Genomic DNA, 15,784 nt, shown 5'->3' with positions numbered 1-15,784 from the left:
GAGGTGGCGGCCCGGCGAGCGAGGGCATGGCACGGTGAGCTGCTCAGAGGTTCGGGGTGAGCTTCTCGGTGATCTTCTGTGACGCCCGGCGGGCCTCCGTCGCCGGGTCGGCCCCGTTCAGCACCCGGGTCATGTACTGCTTGATCGGGTTGTCGGCCTCGACGTCCGCCCACTGAGGGGTGTTGGGGGTCGCCCTGCCGTGCGCCGCGCCCGCGGCCATGGCGGCGACCCCCTCCTCGCCGGAGACGGCGGCGGCCAATGTGGTCTTGTTGGGCACGTAGTTCATGGTGCGGGCGAGTTCGGTGTCCCACTTGGCGCCGGTGAGCGCCCCGACCACGGCGGTCGCCGCGAACTGGTCCTTGGTGTTCTGCGGGACGACGAGGTCGGAGCCGCCGGTGAACACGGCGCCGGGCCGGGCGGCGGTGGGTCCGGGCACTGGGAAGTAGCCCAGTTTCCCCTTGAGTTCCGGGTTCTGCTTGACGATCGCCTGGGCGAGTCCCGGTACGGCGACGATCTGCGCCACCTTGCCGCCGGCGAACACCCCGGCCTGGGGCGGGTGTTCCTCGTCGGCGCCCCTGGGTCCGTCGCCCAGCGACTGGAGCTGCCGGTAGAAGTCCATGCCGCGCAGCGCGGCGGGGGTGTCCAGGGCGCCCTTCCACTGGTAGTCGCCGACCTTGCGGGCGAGGTCGCCGCCCTCGTCCCAGATGAAGCCGGAGAGCGTGTACCAGTCCTGTCCGGCGAGGTAGATCCCCTGGTTCGGGCCGGAGTCGAGCTTCTCGGTGTCGGCGAGCCATTCGGCGCGGGTGCGCGGCGGCCGGGCGATGCCGGCCTGCGCGAACAGGTCCTTGCGGTAGATGACGACGCGGTTGGCGGCGTACCAGGGGATGCCGTACTGCGAGCTGCCGTCCTTGCCGGGTTCGGCGAGGCCGGGCAGCCACTTGTCCTTGCCCCAGTCGCGCATCGACTCCAGGGTCAGGTCGGCGAGTCGCCCACCGTCGGCGTACAGCGGCACCTGGGTGTTGCCGACCTCGATCACGTCGGGCGCGTCGCCGGAGGTCTCCGCGAGTGCCTTGCGGACCTTGGCCACGATGCCGGTCCAGTCCTGGACGCGGATGTCCAGGCGCAGATCCGGATGGGTGTGTTCAAAGTCCTTGGTGAAGCGGTCGAGGAAGTCCGCCGAGGCGCTGTCCTTCATCAGCCACACGGTGACGGTCTCGCGCTGATGGGTGCCGGGGAGCATCCCGCAGCCGCTGACGAGGCAGCCGGTGACACAGCCGAGGGCGAGCAGACGACGTCTCACGAGGGGTCCTGTTCTGTCTGGCATGGCGCATGCGCACAGGGGTGAAGACCCGACGTGGGGGGACGAGCGCACAGGCTCGTACGGGTGTGGCTGGATTTTGGTATGGACCAATGCCGAGGTCAAGGGGTATCGGTGATTACGCGAGGTCACGGTCGCTACGCCGTGCGGAGCGGGCCGGGATGCGGCACCGTGGAGTACGACGTGTCCCCGGCCCAAGGAGCCCCCGATGACGGACCACACCTACCGGGTCACCGAGATCGTCGGCACCTCGCACGAGGGCCTCGACCAGGCCATCCGCAACGGCATCGCCCGCGCCGGCCAGACGCTGCGCAACCTGGACTGGTTCGAGGTGACGCAGGTCCGCGGCCAGATCGAGGACGGGCGGATCGAGCACTACCAGGTGGGCCTGAAGGTGGGCTTCCGCATCGAGGACGGCGACTGACCGCACCGCCTCAGGTACGGCCCTCCTTCTCCTGGGCCTCGCGCAGCGCGGCGGAGTCCTCGGCCCAGCGGGCCCGCACCACGGTGAATCCGGCGCGCTCGGCGTCGTCGCACACCACCGCGTCGTCGTCCACGAGGAAGCGCACCTCGCGGCTCCGGGCGAGCCGGCGCAGGGTCGCGAGCTTGGTGAACCGGGCGGGTCTGCGGTCCGCGTCGCCCCTCATGTACAGGTCTCCCGCGGGCAGTTCGTGCGCGGCGAGCCAGTCCAGGGTGTCGCGCCGGTACCGATCCGGACGGCCGGTCAGATAGACGATCTCGCAGTCCCGCGCGCTGCGCCGGGCCAGCTCGACACCCTCGGCGAGCGGCGGATCCGCGGGCGCGGCACCGAAGAACCCGTCCCAGTCCTTGGGCCGCCGCTCAAGGAAGTGCTGCCGGTGGGCGGTGTCCGCCAGGGTGTTGTCGAGGTCGAACACGGCGATCGGCCGCGCGTTGTCGTCGTTCACACCAAGACCTTAGCCACCTGCGGGAATCCGTGGGCGATCAGCGCGTTGAACCGTACGTGAGCAGTGGACCGTACATGAGCAGTTCAGTGATCGCCCGGACCCGGTTCTCCGTCCTCGACCGTTCGCGCGTCCGGCAGGGGCACGCGCCCGCCGAGGCGCTGCGGGACACCGTGGCGCTGGCGCGGGAGGCGGAGGCGCTCGGCTACCACCGGTTCTGGGTGTCCGAGCACCACGGTGTGCCCGGTGTCGCGGGTTCCGCGCCGACCGTGCTGGCCGCCGCCGTGGCCGCCGCCACCCGCACGATCCGGGTGGGCACCGGCGGGGTGATGCTGCCCAACCACCGGCCGCTGGTCGTCGCCGAGCAGTTCGGGGTGCTGGAGTCGCTGTTCCCGGGGCGGATCGACATGGGTCTCGGGCGTTCGGTGGGCTTCACCGACGGGGTGCGCCGGGCGCTCGGCCGGGACAAGGAGGACGCGGAGGACTTCGGGGCCCAGCTCGACGAGCTGCTCGGCTGGTTCTCCGGGGCGTCCCCTACGGGAGTGCGCGCCCGGCCCGCGGACGGTCTGCGGGTGCCGCCGTTCGTGCTGGCCCTGGGCGAGGGCGCGGCGATCGCGGCGCGGGCCGGACTGCCCCTGGTCATCGGGGACCTGCGCGGCCGGGAGCGGCTGCTGCGCGGTGTCGAGCGCTACCGCGCCGGATTCCGCCCCTCCGTCTGGGCGGCCGAGCCGTATGTGGTGATCTCCGGGACGGTCGCGGTCGCCGGCACCGAGGAGGCGGCGCGGCGGCTGCTGGTCCCCGAGGCGTGGTCGATGGCGTACGCCCGCACGCACGGCACCTTCCCACCGCTCGCCCCGGCCGAGGAGACCGAGGCCCGTGCGCTGACGCCGCGGGAACGCGAGGCGTACGACACCCAGCTCGCCGGGCAGCTCGCGGGCACGCCGGACCAGGTCGCGCACGAGCTGGAGGCGGCGCTGAAGGAGACCGGCGCGGCCGAGGTCCTGGTCACCACCAGCGGCTACGACCGTACGGCGCTGCTGGACTCCTACCGGGCGCTGGCCGCGCTCTTCGCTCCCGCGCCCTGACCCCGGGGCGGCGCGCCCCGAGATGCGAGGCGGGCCCGCGCCGGTGACCCTGGGAGGGCAAGGACGTAAGCGAGGAGGAGGACCGCCATGTCCTTCATGGACAAGCTCAAGGGCATGATCAAGGGCCACGAAAGCCAGGCCGACAAGGGCATCGACAAGGGTGGCGACTACATCGACCAGCGCACCGGCGACAAGTACCAGAAGCAGGTCGACACCGCCCAGGACAAGGCGCGGGACGAGTTCGGCACCCGGCAGGACCCGGGCAACCCTCCGCGAACCTAGCGGGCGGGGGCGGATAGGGTGTGTCTTCCATGCACCACAGCCCCCATGATCCCTACGTCCGCGTCCGCGGCGCCCGTGAGCACAATCTCCGGGGCGTCGACGTGGACGTCCCGCGTGACGTACTGGCCGTGTTCACCGGGGTGTCCGGCTCGGGGAAGTCGTCCCTGGCGTTCGGCACCATCTACGCCGAGGCCCAGCGCCGTTACTTCGAGTCGGTCGCGCCGTACGCACGCCGGCTGATCCACCAGGTCGGCGCGCCCAAGGTGGGTGAGATCACCGGGCTGCCGCCCGCGGTCTCGCTCCAGCAGCGCCGAGCGGCCCCCACCTCGCGCTCCTCGGTGGGCACGGTCACCAATCTCTCCAACTCCCTGCGGATGCTGTTCTCGCGTGCCGGGGAGTACCCGCCGGGCGCGGCGCGCCTGGATTCCGACGCGTTCTCGCCGAACACGGCGGCGGGCGCCTGCCCCCGGTGCCACGGTCTGGGGCAGGTGCACGACACCAGCGAGGAGTTGCTGGTGCCGGATGACTCGCTGTCGGTGCGCGAGGGCGCGATCGCCGCGTGGCCGGGCGCCTGGCAGGGCAAGAACCTGCGGGACGTCCTGGACGCGCTCGGCTACGACGTGGACGTCCCCTGGCGTGAGCTGCCCGCCGAACAGCGGCACTGGATCCTGTTCACGGACGAGCAGCCGGTCGTCACGGTGCATCCGGTGCGGGACGCGGACCGTATCCAACGCCCGTACCAGGGCACGTACATGAGCGCCCGCCGCTATGTGCTCAAGACGTTCGCCGACACCAAGTCGCCGACCCTGCGTACCAAGGCGGAGCGCTTTTTGACCAGCGCGCCCTGTGCGGGGTGCGGGGGCAGCCGGCTGCGGCCCGAGGCGCTGGCGGTGACCGTCGGCGGCCGCACCATCGCCGAGCTGGCGTCGCTGCCCCTGACGTCCCTCGCCCGGCTGCTGGACGGCGACTCGGAGACGGCGCGTGTGCTCACCGAGGATCTGAAGTCGCGGATCGCGCCGGTGGTCGAACTCGGCCTCGGCTATCTGAGCCTGGACCGCTCCACCCCCACCCTCTCGGCGGGCGAGCTGCAACGGCTGCGGCTGGCCACCCAGTTGCGGTCCGGACTGTTCGGTGTGGTGTACGTGCTGGACGAGCCGTCCGCGGGACTGCACCCGGCGGACACCGAGGCGCTGCTCACCGTGCTGGCCCGGCTGAAGGCGGCGGGGAACTCGGTGTTCGTGGTGGAGCACCATCTGGAGGTGGTGCGCGGCGCGGACTGGCTGGTGGACGTGGGGCCCGGCGCGGGCGAGCACGGCGGCCGGGTGCTGTACAGCGGGCCGCCCGCCGAACTGGCCTCGGTCGAGGAGTCGGCGACGGCCGCGTTCCTCTTCGACGAGGCGCCGGGTCCGCCGCGTGAAGTCCGGGAGCCGCGCGGCTGGTTGAAGGTCGGCCCGGTCACCCGGCACAACCTGCGCGAGGTGACGGCCGCGTTCCCGCTGGGCGCGTTCACCGCCGTCACCGGAGTCTCCGGATCCGGGAAGTCCACGCTGATCGGGGAGTTGACGCAGGAGCTGGCGGGCGTCGACCGGCTGGTGCGGGTCGACCAGAAGCCGATCGGCCGTACCCCGCGCTCCAATCTGGCCACGTACACCGGGCTGTTCGACGTGGTGCGCAAGGTGTTCGCGGCGACGGACGAGGCGCGGACGCGCGGGTACGGTGTGGGGCGGTTCTCCTTCAATGTCGCCGGGGGCCGCTGCGAGACCTGCCAGGGCGAGGGGTTCGTCAGCGTCGAGCTGCTGTTCCTGCCGAGCACGTACGCGCCCTGCCCGGACTGCGGCGGCGCCCGCTACAACCCCGACACGCTCAAGGTGACGTACCGGGGGCGGAACATCGCCGAGGTGCTGGACCTCACGGTGGAGGCGGCGGCGGAGTTCTTCGCGGACGTCCCGGCCGCCGCCCGGAGCCTCGGCACCCTGCTCGACGTGGGCCTCGGCTACTTGAGCCTCGGCCAGCCCGCGACCGAGCTGTCCGGCGGCGAGGCGCAGCGGATCAAGCTGGCGAGCGAGCTGCAGCGCGGTCGCCGCGGCCACACCCTGTATCTGCTGGACGAGCCGACCACCGGGCTGCACCCGGCCGACGTCGAGGTCCTGATGGACCGGCTGCACGGCCTGGTCGACGACGGGCACACGGTCGTCGTGGTCGAGCACGACATGACGGTGGTCGCCGCCGCCGACTGGGTCGTCGACCTCGGCCCGGGCGGCGGCGACCAGGGCGGCCGCATCGTCGCCGCGGGGCCGCCGCAGCGGGTGGCCCGGACGGAGGGCAGCGCGACGGCGCCGTATCTGGCCCGGGTGCTGCCGTAGGGGACACCCCCTGGGGGCTGCCCCCTCCCGGTCATCCCCTCCCGGTCATCCCCTCCTGGTCATCCCCGGTCGTTGACCAGGGCCGCGTGGGCCCAAGTCGGGGCGGGGGTGATCGGCTGGGCCGCGGTGGCGAGGGCGCGGCGGTCGGAGTGGGTGTCGGGCGGGATCAGCGGGCGCACCTGGACCTCGGCGACCAGCCCCCTGGTGCGGGCCACCCGCCACAGGGAGGCGAGCAGGGTGTCCTCGCCGACGAAGGCCGCGGCGGTGCCCGTACCGCCGTCCTTGAGCCGGTACCGCAGACAGACCGGCTGCACGGGCACGCCCGCGTCCAGCGCCGCCTGGAAGACGGCCCGGTGGAAGCGGCCGTGGGCGCGCCCGCACCAGGTGCTGCCCTCCGGGAACGCGGCCACCGCGGAACCGGTGCGCAGGGCGTCGGCGATCACCGCGACCGTGCCGGGCAGCGCCCGCAGCCGGTCCCGTTCGATGAACAGGGTCCCGCCCCGGGCGGCCAGCGCGCCCGCCACCGGCCATCGCCGTATCTCCGTCTTGCCGAGCATCCTGGCCGGCCGTACGGCGGTCAGCAGCGGGATGTCCAGCCAGGACACATGGTTGGCGACCAGCAGCAGCCCGCCGTCCGGCGCGACCGCGCCGGTGATGCTCGCCCGTACCCCGACGGCCCGTACGACCGCCCGGCACCAGCGCCCGATCCACTCGGCGGGGATCCGCCGCCCGAGCGGGGACAGGGCGATCCCGGCCAGCACCAAGGCGGCGACGGCGGCCAGCCGCAGCACGGCCCGGGGTGCGGGGACGGTGCCGGGCGCCGGTTCCACACAGGCGTCCGGGGTGCAGGGCGCGGTGGGCAGCCAGACGCTCATCAGGCCGGCACGAGGGAGAGGAAGTGCCGCAGATAGCGTGGGTTGACCCGGCGCATCGACAGCAGCACGTACAGGTCGGCGACCCCGAAGTCCGCATCGTGCGCGGGCTCCCCGCACACCCAGGCGCCGAGGCGGAGGTAGCCGCGCAGCAGGGCGGGCAGTTCGGTGCGTCCGGCGGGGGCCTCGGCGTTCGGGGTCCAGGGCGTGCGCGGTCGTACCCGGAACTCCTCGGGCGCCAGGTGCTTGGCGCGCACCCGGTCCCAGGTGGCGGTGGCGAGGGCGCCGCCGTCGGCGAGCGGGACCGAGCAGCAGCCGGCCAGCCACTCATGGCCGCGGTCGGTCATGTAGCGGGCTATGCCGGCCCAGATCAGGCCGATGACCGCGCCGTCGCGGTGCTCGGGGTGCACACAGGAGCGGCCGACCTCGACCAGGCCGGGCCGGATGGCATCGAGCGCGTCGATCGTGAACTCGCCCTCGGAGTACAGCCGTCCGGCGGCCGCGGCCCGCTCGGGCGGCAGCAGCCGGTAGGTGCCGACGACCTGCCCGGTCACGGTGTCGCGGACCAGCAGATGGTCGCAGTGGGCGTCGAAGGCGTCGATGTCGTGGCCCGGTCGCGGGGTGGCGAGTACGGCGCCCATCTCCCCGGCGAAGACGTCGTACCGCAGCCGCTGCGCGGCCCGCACATCGTCCTCGTCGCGGGCGAGCGCGACGGTGTAGCGGGCGGGTGCGGCAGGCTGCGGGGGACGGTCGAGGGTGGAAACGCCGGTCATGGCTCTCTCCTGGTCACGGGGCCGGTTCGGCGGCAGCGGCGGCGGACCGGTGGTCCACGGCCCGCCGTTCCTGTTCTTCCGACGCCGGTTGGCCGGCGCGTGACGGGTGCCGGGAGAGCGGATGTGGGGATGCTGAACGGCCGGGGCCGCCGGACGGCTGCTCGCCCGGCGACTCCTTGGTCACGCATCCGGCGAGCAGCCGTGCGGCCTCCTCGGCGGAGGGGGCCGGCCAGGGAGGTGGCCCCGCCGCCGGTCGGCGAAAAACACGAGACGGGGCCGGGTGAGCACCACCCTCCCGGCCCCGCCCGCTCGCCCCTGTCGGCGAACGGCTGTGTGTGCGAGCGGCGTTACCGCTTGCCCGCCTTGCGGGTGGCCCGCAGCCACTCCCGGTTCATGCCGGTGATGGACATCAGCGGAATGCCCTTGGGGCAGGCGGTGGCGCACTCCCCCGTCAGCGTGCAGCCGCCGAAGCCCTCCTCGTCCATCTGCGCCACCAAGTCGAGCACCCGGGTCTCCCGCTCGGGCGCGCCCTGCGGCAGCACATTCAGATGGTTGATCTTGGCCGAGGTGAACAGCATCGCCGCGCCGTTGGGGCACGCCGCCACGCAGGCCCCGCAGCCGATGCACTCGGCATGCTCGAACGCGAAGTCGGCGTCGGCCTTCGGCACCGGCGTGGCATGCGCCTCGGGCGCGGATCCGGTGGGCGCGGTGACATAGCCGCCGGCCTGGATGATCCGGTCGAACGCGGACCGGTCGACCACGAGGTCCTTGATCACCGGGAACGCGGCGGCCCGCCAGGGCTCGATGTCGATCGTGTCGCCGTCCTCGAAGGACCGCATGTGCAGCTGGCAGGTGGTGGTCCGCTCGGGTCCGTGCGCATCGCCGTTGATCACCAGGGAACAGGCACCGCAGATGCCCTCGCGGCAGTCGTGGTCGAAGGCGACCGGGTCCTCGCCGGAGAGGATGAGCCGCTCGTTGAGGAGGTCCAGCATCTCCAGGAAGGACATGTCGGACGAGATGCCGTCCACCTCGTAGGTGGACATCGTGCCGTCGGCGTCGGCGTTCTGCTGCCGCCAGACGCGCAGGGTGAGCTTCATGCGTAGCTCCGCTGAGTGGGGTGGACGTACTCGAAGACCAGGTCTTCCTTGTGCAGGACGGGAGCGGAGCCCGTACCGGCGAACTCCCAGGCGGCCGCGTAGGCGAACTCCTCGTCCCTGCGGGCGGCTTCGCCGTCCGGGGTCTGGGACTCCTCACGGAAGTGGCCACCGCAGGACTCGGCGCGGTGCAGTGCGTCGAGGCACATGAGTTCGGCGAGTTCGAGGTAGTCGACGATGCGGTTGGCCTTCTCCAGCGACTGGTTGAACTCCTCGCCGGTACCGGGGACCTTGATGCGCCGCCAGAACTCCTCGCGGATCTGCGGGATGCGCTCCAGGGCCTTGCGCAGCCCCTCGTCGGTGCGGGCCATGCCGCAGAACTCCCACATGATCTCGCCGAGTTCACGGTGGAAGGAGTCCGGGGTGCGGTCGCCGTCGACGGCGAGCAGCAGGTTCAGCCGGTCCTCGGTCTCCGCCAGCACCTCCTGTACGGCGGGGTGTTCGGGGGTGACCGGGTCCTGGTGGGGGTTGCGGGCCAGGTAGTCGTTGATGGTGGCCGGGAGCACGAAGTAGCCGTCGGCCAGGCCCTGCATCAGGGCGGAGGCGCCGAGCCGGTTCGCGCCGTGGTCGGAGAAGTTGGCCTCGCCGACGGCGAACAGGCCGGGGACGGTGGTCTGGAGGTCGTAGTCGACCCACAGTCCGCCCATCGTGTAGTGCACGGCCGGGTAGATCCGCATCGGCACCTCGTACGGATCCTCGTCGGTGATCCGCTGGTACATGTCGAAGAGGTTGCCGTACTTGGCCTCCACCGCTTTCCGGCCCATCCGCTGGATCGCGTCGGCGAAGTCCAGGTAGACGCCCTGGCCGCCGGGGCCGACCCCTCGGCCCTCGTCGCAGACGTTCTTCGCGGCGCGGGAGGCGATGTCGCGCGGGACCAGGTTGCCGAAGGAGGGGTAGATGCGCTCCAGGTAGTAGTCGCGCTCGTCCTCGGGGATCCGGTTCGGCGGGCGGTCGTCGCCCTTGGCCCTGGGCACCCAGATCCGGCCGTCGTTGCGCAGCGACTCGCTCATCAGGGTGAGCTTGGACTGGTGGTCGCCGGTGCGCGGGATGCACGTCGGGTGGATCTGGGTGAAGCAGGGGTTGGCGAAGTAGGCGCCGCGCCGGTGCGCCCGCCAGATCGCGGTCGCGTTGGAGTTCATGGCGTTCGTCGACAGGTAGAAGACATTGCCGTAGCCGCCGGAGGCGAGGACGACCGCGTCCGCGAAGTAGGTGTCGATACGGCCCGTGACCAGGTCCCGGGCCACGATGCCGCGCGCCCGCCCGTCCACCACGATCAGGTCCAGCATCTCGGTGCGCGGATGCATCTCCACGTTCCCGGCGGCGATCTGCCGCGACAGCGCCTGGTAGGCGCCGAGGAGCAGCTGCTGGCCGGTCTGGCCGCGGGCGTAGAAGGTGCGGGAGACCTGGACGCCGCCGAAGGAGCGGGTGTCGAGCAGGCCGCCGTACTCACGGGCGAAGGGCACGCCCTGGGCCACGCACTGGTCGATGATCTCCACCGAGATCTGCGCCAGGCGGGCGACGTTGGACTCGCGGGCCCGGAAGTCGCCGCCCTTGACGGTGTCGTAGAACAGCCGGTGGATCGAGTCGCCGTCGTTGCGGTAGTTCTTCGCCGCGTTGATGCCGCCCTGCGCGGCGATGGAGTGGGCGCGGCGCGGGGAGTCCTGGTAGCAGAACTGGACGACGTGGTAGCCCTGTTCGGCCAGGGTGGCGCCCGCGGAGCCGCCGGCGAGTCCGGTGCCGACCACGATGACGGTGTGCTTGCGCCGGTTGGCCGGGTTGACCAGTTTGGCCTCGAAGCGGCGGGTGTCCCAGCGCTCGTGGATCGGGCCCCCGGGGGCCTTGGTGTCGGCGACGGGTTCGCCGGTCGAGTAGTTCACGTAGTCGGTCATGTCAGCTCACCACTCCGGTCATGACGCCCACGGGTACGGCGATGAAACCGGCCGTGAGCAGCAGCGCGAGTACGTTCGCGGTGGTCTTCAGGGCGCGGTCGCGGGCGCGGCTGCCGACGCCGAGGGTCTGCGCGGCGCTCCAGAAGCCGTGCCGGACGTGCAGGCCGAGCGCGAGCATCGCGACGATGTAGATCACGTCGCCGTACCAGGTGGAGAAGGTGTCCACGACGTTCTGGTACGGATGGCCGGGCTGGAAGCCGCCGGAGTGCACGGTGCCGGTGGTCAGGTCCAGGATGTGCCAGACGATGAACAGGCCGAGGATGATCCCGCCCCAGCGCATGGTGCGCGTGGCGTAGCTCGCCCGGGGCCTGCTGTGGACGTACTTGCTGGGCCGTGCCCTGATGTCGCGGCGGCTGAGCTGGTACGCGGACGTGGCGTGGGCGACCACGGCGACGACGAGGACGATCCGGACGATCCAGAGCGTCCACTCGTAGTGCATGAAGGGTTCGCCGACGGTGCGCAGCCAGTGGGCGTAGTGGTTGTACTCACCCGCCCCGAAGTAGATCTTCAGGTTTCCGATCATGTGCACCACCAGGTAGAGCAGCATGATCAGACCGCTGACGGCCATCACCGTCTTCTTGCCGACGGAGGAGTCCCACATCGTGCGCGCCATGGACGGCCGTCGGTCCGTCCGCGTTGCCAGAGCCATGGAACAGCACGCTAGGGCCGAACGTCCCGATCGGTCCAAGACATGGTGCGGCTCGTTTCCATAGGCTGGGGCTATCGTTGCTGTATGCAGCTACAGCAGCTCCAGTATTTCGTGGCCGTCGCCAAGACCCGGCACTTCACCCATGCCGCCGAGCTGGTGCATGTGGCCCAGCCGTCGCTGTCGCAGCAGATCAAGGCGCTGGAGCGGGAGCTGGGCGCGGATCTGTTCCTGCGCGCGCGGGGCAACATCACGCTCACCGACGCGGGCGAGGCGCTGCTGCCGCTGGCCCGGCGGATCCTCGCCGACGCGGACACCGCCCGGCAGGAGGTGCAGGAGCTGGTGCAGCTGCGCCGCGGCCGGGTGCGGCTCGGGGCGACGCCGAGCCTGTGCACGGGACTGCTGCCGGATGTGCTGCGCGCCTTCCACGACCGCTATCCGGGCATCCGGCTCATGATCGAGGAGGGCGGCTCCCACGACCTGGTGCGGGAGCTGGCCCGGGGCGCGCTGGACCTCGCGCTGATCGTGCTGCCGCTGCCGACGCCGTCGCCCGCGCTGACCACGCGGGAGGTGCTGCGCGAGGACCTGGTCGTCGTCTCCTCCCCGGAATCGCCGGCGCCCGGCCGGGGCGGGCGGATCGTGCACATCACCGACCTGGAGCGGGAGCGCCTGGTGATGTTCCGGCACGGGTACGACCTGCGGGAGCTGACCGTCGCGGCGTGTCGCTCCGCCGGGTTCGAGCCGGAGTTCGCGGTCGAGGGGGGTGAGATGGACGCGGTGCTGGGGTTCGTGCGGGCGGGGCTCGGGGTGGCGGTCGTACCCCGGATGGTCGCGACCAGGGCGGGGCTGGACCTGCGGGTCACTCCGCTCGCCCGGCCGGGGTTGGACCGGGTGATCGCGTTGGCGCATCGCAGCGATGTGGCTCCGCCGCGGGCTGCGCGGGAGCTGCAGCGGATGTTGTTGGAGCGGTGAGGGGGCTTTTGCACGGAAACGCGTCTGCCGTATTGATCGCCGTTGCCGAGTGCGGGTGCGTGGTGGCTGGTCGCGCAGTTCCCCGCGCCCCTGTGGGGGGCTGCGCCCCCCACACCCCCGCGATCACCCCTTCGCGTCCGCCAACGCCAGGTCATGCAGCCGCTCCGGGGGGCCTGGGCGGGCGTAGTACCAGCCCTGGGCCGTGTCGCAGCCCAGGACGCGGAGTTGTTCGGCCTGGGCGCCGGTCTCCACGCCCTCGACGGTGACGGCGAGGTCGAGGCTGTGGGCGAGGGTGACGATGCCCTCGACGATCTTCAGGTCCACGGGGTCGGCGGGGAACTGCTGCATGCCCTGGGTGAAGGACCGATCCAGTTTGAGGACGCTGACCGGCAGGCGGCGCAGGTTGGCCAGGTTCGAGTAGCCGGTACCGAAGTCGTCCAGGGCGATGTCCACGCCCATCTCGGCGAGTCTGCGCAGGGGTTTGAGCAGATCGTCGTCGGCGCCGATGAGCGCGGACTCGGTGACCTCCAGGCACAGCGCGTCGGGGGTGACCCCCGCGCGTTCGAGGATGTCCACCGTGTCCTGGACCAGGCCCGGGTGGCTGAGCTGGCACGGGGACAGGTTGACGTTGATCCGCAGCGGCCCAGCGTCCTGGCCGCCGTGCCGCACCCGCCACGCGCGGGCCTGCCGGATCGACTCCTCCAGGACCCAGCGGCCGAGCGGGACGATCAGCCCGGTGTGCTCGGCGAGCGGGATGAAGCGGTCGGGTCCGAGCACTCCGTGCTGCGGGTGCAGCCAGCGCACCAGCGCCTCCGCGCCGCGCACGCTGCCGTCGCCGAGGTGCACCAGCGGCTGGTACTCGATGAAGAACTCGCCGCGTTCCAGGGCGGTGGGCAGGGCCGTGGTCAGGCCGTGCCGGGTGATGGCGCGGGCGTCCGCCTCCGGGTCGGCCAGCTCGGAGCGGTTGCCGCCCGCCGACTTGGCCCGGTACATGGTGATGTCCGCGCTGCGCAGCACCTCGGCGGCCGTACGCTCGCTCGCCGGGCCCTCCACGATGCCGAGGCTGCCGCGCACCAGCAGGTCCCGGCCGTCGATGCTGATCGGGGTGACCAGCGCGTTCATGATGCGCTCGGCCAGCTCGTCCACGGTGCGGTCGGTGCCGGGGCCGGTGGTCAGCGCCACGAACTCGTCGCCGCCGAGCCGGGCGACCATCTCGCCGGGCGCGGTCGCACAGGACTGGAGGCGGTCGGCGACCTCCACCAGGAGCCGGTCGCCGGCCGCGTGGCCGAGGCTGTCGTTGATGGTCTTGAAGCCGTCCAGGTCGAGGTAGCACAGCCCGAAGCGCTGGCCGTCCCCGGCGGCGAGGACCTTCTCCAACCGCTCGAAGAACAGCGTGCGGTTGGGCAGTCCGGTGAGCGCGTCGTGCGTCGCCTCGTACCGCAGCCGCAGATTGAGCAGCCTGCGCTCGGTGGTGTCCTCCATGAGCGCGAGCTGGTACTGCGGTCTGCCGTCGGCGTCGCGCAGCAGGGAGACCGTCAGATTGGTCCACAGCACCGTGCCGTCGGGCCGGTTGAAGGCCTTCTCCAGGTGGTAGTGCTCGCGCTCGCCGCGGACCAGTTCGTCGTAGAGCCGCCAGGTCTGCGGGGCGTCGTCGGGGTGGGTCCAGTCCTGCACCCGGCGGCCGCGCAGCGACTGCTGGGGCTGCCCGAACATGCGCAGCAGCGCCTCGTTGACCTGGAGGATGTGGCCGTCGAGGTCGGCGATGCCGATCCCTATGGCGGCGCCCTCGAAGACCGCGCGGAACCGGGCCTCGCTCGCGTGCAGCGCCTGCGCCACCACGCCCTGGGCCCGCAACGCGGCCTGGGCGATGGCCTCTTGCTCGGCGAGGGTGCGCCGGCGCAGCGCGTGCGCGTAGCCCGCGGCCATCGCGTGCTGCAACCGCGAGGAACGCATGCGCAGTTCGTCCTGCGGGCCGTCCCCGCCGCAGTAGAGCACCAGGTAGGCGTCCACGCAGTCCAGGGTGCGCGAGAGCGCCTCGGGGTCGGTGCAGTGCGCCTCGACCAGGGCGGCGCCGACCGCCTTCGCGGCGTCCGCGTCGAAGCTGCGGGCCCGCAGCAGCTCGCTCAACCGGCGCCCGAGCGGAAGGAGTTGTTCCTCGAACTCGGCGCGGGTGAGCGACGTGGAGGTCACCGGGTACAGCGCCCGGCTCCAGATCGTCGTCAGCCGGCGCAGTCTGTCCTCCGGCCCGTCCGGTTCCGCGCTCACGCCGTACGCCCCACGCCGGCGTATCCGGCGAAGGCGAACGGATCCTCGTCCGCCGGCGCGGATTCCGGGCGCCAGAGCGGCATCGGCACCAGTCCGGGTTCCACCATGTCGTACCCCTCGAAGAACCGCGCGACCTCGTCGCGCGAGCGCATGATCAGCGGGTTGCGAATGTCCCTGTATACGTCCACCGCGCCCTCGGCCCGCTCCGCGGACACGGGGATTCCCTCGTACGAGGCATGGGTGAGGATCAGCATGCTGCCGGGCGCGAGCGCCTCGCGCAGCTCGGCCACCGCCCCGTAGGGGTCGTCCGCGTCTTCCACGAAGTGCAGTATGGCAACGAGGAGGAGGGCGACTGGCCGGTTCAGGTCGATCAGCCGGCCCACTTCGGGGCTGGCGAGGATCTCCTGCGGCTTGCGCAGGTCCGCCGCGGCCACGTCCGCGGTGTCGTTGCCCGCGAGCACGGCCTGGCTGTGCGCGACGGCGACGGGGTCGTGATCGACGTAGACGACATGCGCGCCGGGGACGGCGGCCTGGGCTATCTCGTGGACATTGCCGTACGTCGGGATGCCGGAGCCGATGTCCAGGAACTGGGTGATGCCCTCCTGTCCGGCGAAGCGCACGGCCCGGCGCAGGAAAGCCCGGTTGGCCTGCATCGTCTTGGGCAGCCCCGGCATGAAGTCCATGGCCTTGCGGGCGGCTTCCCGGTCGACCTCGAAGTTGTGCGAACCGCCCAGGTAGTAGTCGTAGATGCGCGAGACGCTCGGCACCGAGATGTCGATGCTGCGTGGGGCCCAGGCGGGACGCTCCATTATCTCTCCAAGGCGGGGACGTGGACGTAGGCGATCCGGTGTTCGAGCAGAGGCTACTGATCGCCCGCCAAAGGAGCGACCCGAACCGGAAATTGACCATCCGTTCCCGGTCACTGCCTGCGGGAAGTGCCCGGCCGACCCCGCTCGGTGACGTCCGGGGCCGGGGACCGCGTCGACCGCCGTCCACCGCACGCCATCGGGACGAGTGACGCCTCGCGGGGCCCTGTGTTTGACGATCCGGTGACTTCGTCGCGCGGATCAAGGGTCGAACTGAGGTGCCTTTTCGGCCATGTCGGACTCATCCGATCGTCAAACCGCTGATCGGCTTTATCCCTCCTTCGGACCAATACCGCCGCAGTCCGGGTTACGGCCG

General features: G+C 71.8%; 14 protein-coding genes. 5 read left to right on the top strand and 9 right to left on the bottom strand.

The genetic code is table 11. From position 1 onward, the window contains the following. Positions 1 to 43: 43 nt before the first annotated feature. The gene (locus AB0N90_RS16175; RefSeq protein ID WP_365196849.1) at positions 44 to 1,300 is read right to left on the bottom strand and encodes an extracellular solute-binding protein; all 1,257 of its coding nucleotides are present in this window, start codon (positions 1,298 to 1,300) and stop codon (positions 44 to 46) included. Between the two features lie 226 nt (positions 1,301 to 1,526). On the opposite strand from AB0N90_RS16175, the gene AB0N90_RS16170 reads away from it, so the two are divergent. Next, positions 1,527 to 1,742, top strand: a complete 216-nt coding sequence (locus AB0N90_RS16170; RefSeq protein WP_085567894.1) for a dodecin — start codon at positions 1,527 to 1,529, stop codon at positions 1,740 to 1,742. Between the two features lie 10 nt (positions 1,743 to 1,752). On the opposite strand, the gene AB0N90_RS16165 is transcribed toward AB0N90_RS16170, so the two are convergent. Then, on the bottom strand, positions 1,753 to 2,244 hold the full coding sequence (locus tag AB0N90_RS16165) for a hypothetical protein (RefSeq protein ID WP_365196846.1): 492 nt from the start codon (positions 2,242 to 2,244) through the stop codon (positions 1,753 to 1,755). Positions 2,245 to 2,318: 74 nt separating this feature from the next. Here AB0N90_RS16165 and AB0N90_RS16160 point away from each other — a divergent pair, with 74 nt between their 5' ends. The 3 genes from AB0N90_RS16160 to AB0N90_RS16150 all read left to right on the top strand — a co-directional run bounded on the left by AB0N90_RS16160 (position 2,319) and on the right by AB0N90_RS16150 (position 5,971). After that, the gene (locus tag AB0N90_RS16160) at positions 2,319 to 3,326 is read left to right on the top strand and encodes an LLM class flavin-dependent oxidoreductase (RefSeq protein ID WP_365196845.1); all 1,008 of its coding nucleotides are present in this window, start codon (positions 2,319 to 2,321) and stop codon (positions 3,324 to 3,326) included. A gap of 87 nt (positions 3,327 to 3,413) precedes the next feature. Beyond that, positions 3,414 to 3,608 carry an antitoxin gene (locus tag AB0N90_RS16155; RefSeq protein ID WP_085567891.1) on the top strand — a complete coding sequence of 65 codons (195 nt, stop codon included), beginning with the start codon at positions 3,414 to 3,416 and terminating at the stop codon, positions 3,606 to 3,608. A 29-nt stretch (positions 3,609 to 3,637) separates the two neighbouring features. After that, the gene (locus tag AB0N90_RS16150) at positions 3,638 to 5,971 is read left to right on the top strand and encodes an excinuclease ABC subunit UvrA (protein ID WP_365196842.1); all 2,334 of its coding nucleotides are present in this window, start codon (positions 3,638 to 3,640) and stop codon (positions 5,969 to 5,971) included. Positions 5,972 to 6,030: 59 nt separating this feature from the next. Here the strand turns inward: AB0N90_RS16150 and AB0N90_RS16145 are convergent, their stop codons facing one another. From AB0N90_RS16145 to AB0N90_RS16125, 5 genes are all read right to left on the bottom strand, one after another. Further along, positions 6,031 to 6,846: a lysophospholipid acyltransferase family protein gene (locus AB0N90_RS16145; RefSeq protein ID WP_365196840.1), complete on the bottom strand. Its 816-nt coding sequence runs from the start codon at positions 6,844 to 6,846 to the stop codon at positions 6,031 to 6,033. After that, positions 6,846 to 7,616 (bottom strand): GNAT family N-acyltransferase, encoded by a 771-nt coding sequence (locus AB0N90_RS16140; RefSeq protein WP_365196837.1) that lies wholly within the window; start codon positions 7,614 to 7,616, stop codon positions 6,846 to 6,848. The genes AB0N90_RS16145 and AB0N90_RS16140 overlap by 1 nt, the downstream gene beginning before the upstream one ends. Before the next feature lie 347 nt (positions 7,617 to 7,963). Further along, positions 7,964 to 8,713: a succinate dehydrogenase/fumarate reductase iron-sulfur subunit gene (locus tag AB0N90_RS16135; RefSeq protein ID WP_365196835.1), complete on the bottom strand. Its 750-nt coding sequence runs from the start codon at positions 8,711 to 8,713 to the stop codon at positions 7,964 to 7,966. Continuing rightward, positions 8,710 to 10,659, bottom strand: coding sequence for a fumarate reductase/succinate dehydrogenase flavoprotein subunit (locus AB0N90_RS16130; protein ID WP_365196832.1), 1,950 nt, complete (start codon positions 10,657 to 10,659; stop codon positions 8,710 to 8,712). The genes AB0N90_RS16135 and AB0N90_RS16130 overlap by 4 nt, the downstream gene beginning before the upstream one ends. A gap of 1 nt (position 10,660) precedes the next feature. Further along, positions 10,661 to 11,332, bottom strand: a complete 672-nt coding sequence (locus AB0N90_RS16125) for a succinate dehydrogenase (protein ID WP_365197365.1) — start codon at positions 11,330 to 11,332, stop codon at positions 10,661 to 10,663. A 120-nt stretch (positions 11,333 to 11,452) separates the two neighbouring features. Between AB0N90_RS16125 and AB0N90_RS16120 the strand changes: the two genes are divergently transcribed. Beyond that, the gene (locus AB0N90_RS16120; protein WP_365196829.1) at positions 11,453 to 12,337 is read left to right on the top strand and encodes a LysR family transcriptional regulator; all 885 of its coding nucleotides are present in this window, start codon (positions 11,453 to 11,455) and stop codon (positions 12,335 to 12,337) included. A 123-nt stretch (positions 12,338 to 12,460) separates the two neighbouring features. On the opposite strand, the gene AB0N90_RS16115 is transcribed toward AB0N90_RS16120, so the two are convergent. Then, positions 12,461 to 14,602: an EAL domain-containing protein gene (locus AB0N90_RS16115; RefSeq protein ID WP_365196826.1), complete on the bottom strand. Its 2,142-nt coding sequence runs from the start codon at positions 14,600 to 14,602 to the stop codon at positions 12,461 to 12,463. Further along, the gene (locus tag AB0N90_RS16110) at positions 14,599 to 15,411 is read right to left on the bottom strand and encodes an SAM-dependent methyltransferase (RefSeq protein ID WP_365196823.1); all 813 of its coding nucleotides are present in this window, start codon (positions 15,409 to 15,411) and stop codon (positions 14,599 to 14,601) included. The genes AB0N90_RS16115 and AB0N90_RS16110 overlap by 4 nt, the downstream gene beginning before the upstream one ends. Between the last annotated feature and the right edge of the window lie 373 nt (positions 15,412 to 15,784).

Source organism: Streptomyces sp. NPDC093018 (genome assembly GCF_040684035.1).
Taxonomy (GTDB): Bacteria; Actinomycetota; Actinomycetes; order Streptomycetales; family Streptomycetaceae; genus Streptomyces; species Streptomyces murinus.
This window is presented reverse-complemented; position numbering and strand designations above follow the sequence as displayed.

Excerpts from the sequence above, each read along its gene's own strand:
- AB0N90_RS16150 (WP_365196842.1), top strand. The coding sequence starts at position 3,638 with ATGCACCACAGCCCCCATGATCCCTACGTCCGCGTCCGCGGCGCCCGT.
- AB0N90_RS16110 (WP_365196823.1), bottom strand. The coding sequence starts at position 15,411 with ATGGAGCGTCCCGCCTGGGCCCCACGCAGCATCGACATCTCGGTGCCG.
- AB0N90_RS16145 (WP_365196840.1), bottom strand. The coding sequence starts at position 6,846 with ATGAGCGTCTGGCTGCCCACCGCGCCCTGCACCCCGGACGCCTGTGTG.
- AB0N90_RS16135 (WP_365196835.1), bottom strand. The coding sequence starts at position 8,713 with ATGAAGCTCACCCTGCGCGTCTGGCGGCAGCAGAACGCCGACGCCGAC.
- AB0N90_RS16125 (WP_365197365.1), bottom strand. The coding sequence starts at position 11,332 with ATGGCGCGCACGATGTGGGACTCCTCCGTCGGCAAGAAGACGGTGATG.
- AB0N90_RS16130 (WP_365196832.1), bottom strand. The coding sequence starts at position 10,659 with ATGACCGACTACGTGAACTACTCGACCGGCGAACCCGTCGCCGACACC.
- AB0N90_RS16170 (WP_085567894.1), top strand. The coding sequence starts at position 1,527 with ATGACGGACCACACCTACCGGGTCACCGAGATCGTCGGCACCTCGCAC.
- AB0N90_RS16140 (WP_365196837.1), bottom strand. The coding sequence starts at position 7,616 with ATGACCGGCGTTTCCACCCTCGACCGTCCCCCGCAGCCTGCCGCACCC.
- AB0N90_RS16120 (WP_365196829.1), top strand. The coding sequence starts at position 11,453 with ATGCAGCTACAGCAGCTCCAGTATTTCGTGGCCGTCGCCAAGACCCGG.
- AB0N90_RS16155 (WP_085567891.1), top strand. The coding sequence starts at position 3,414 with ATGTCCTTCATGGACAAGCTCAAGGGCATGATCAAGGGCCACGAAAGC.
- AB0N90_RS16160 (WP_365196845.1), top strand. The coding sequence starts at position 2,319 with ATGAGCAGTTCAGTGATCGCCCGGACCCGGTTCTCCGTCCTCGACCGT.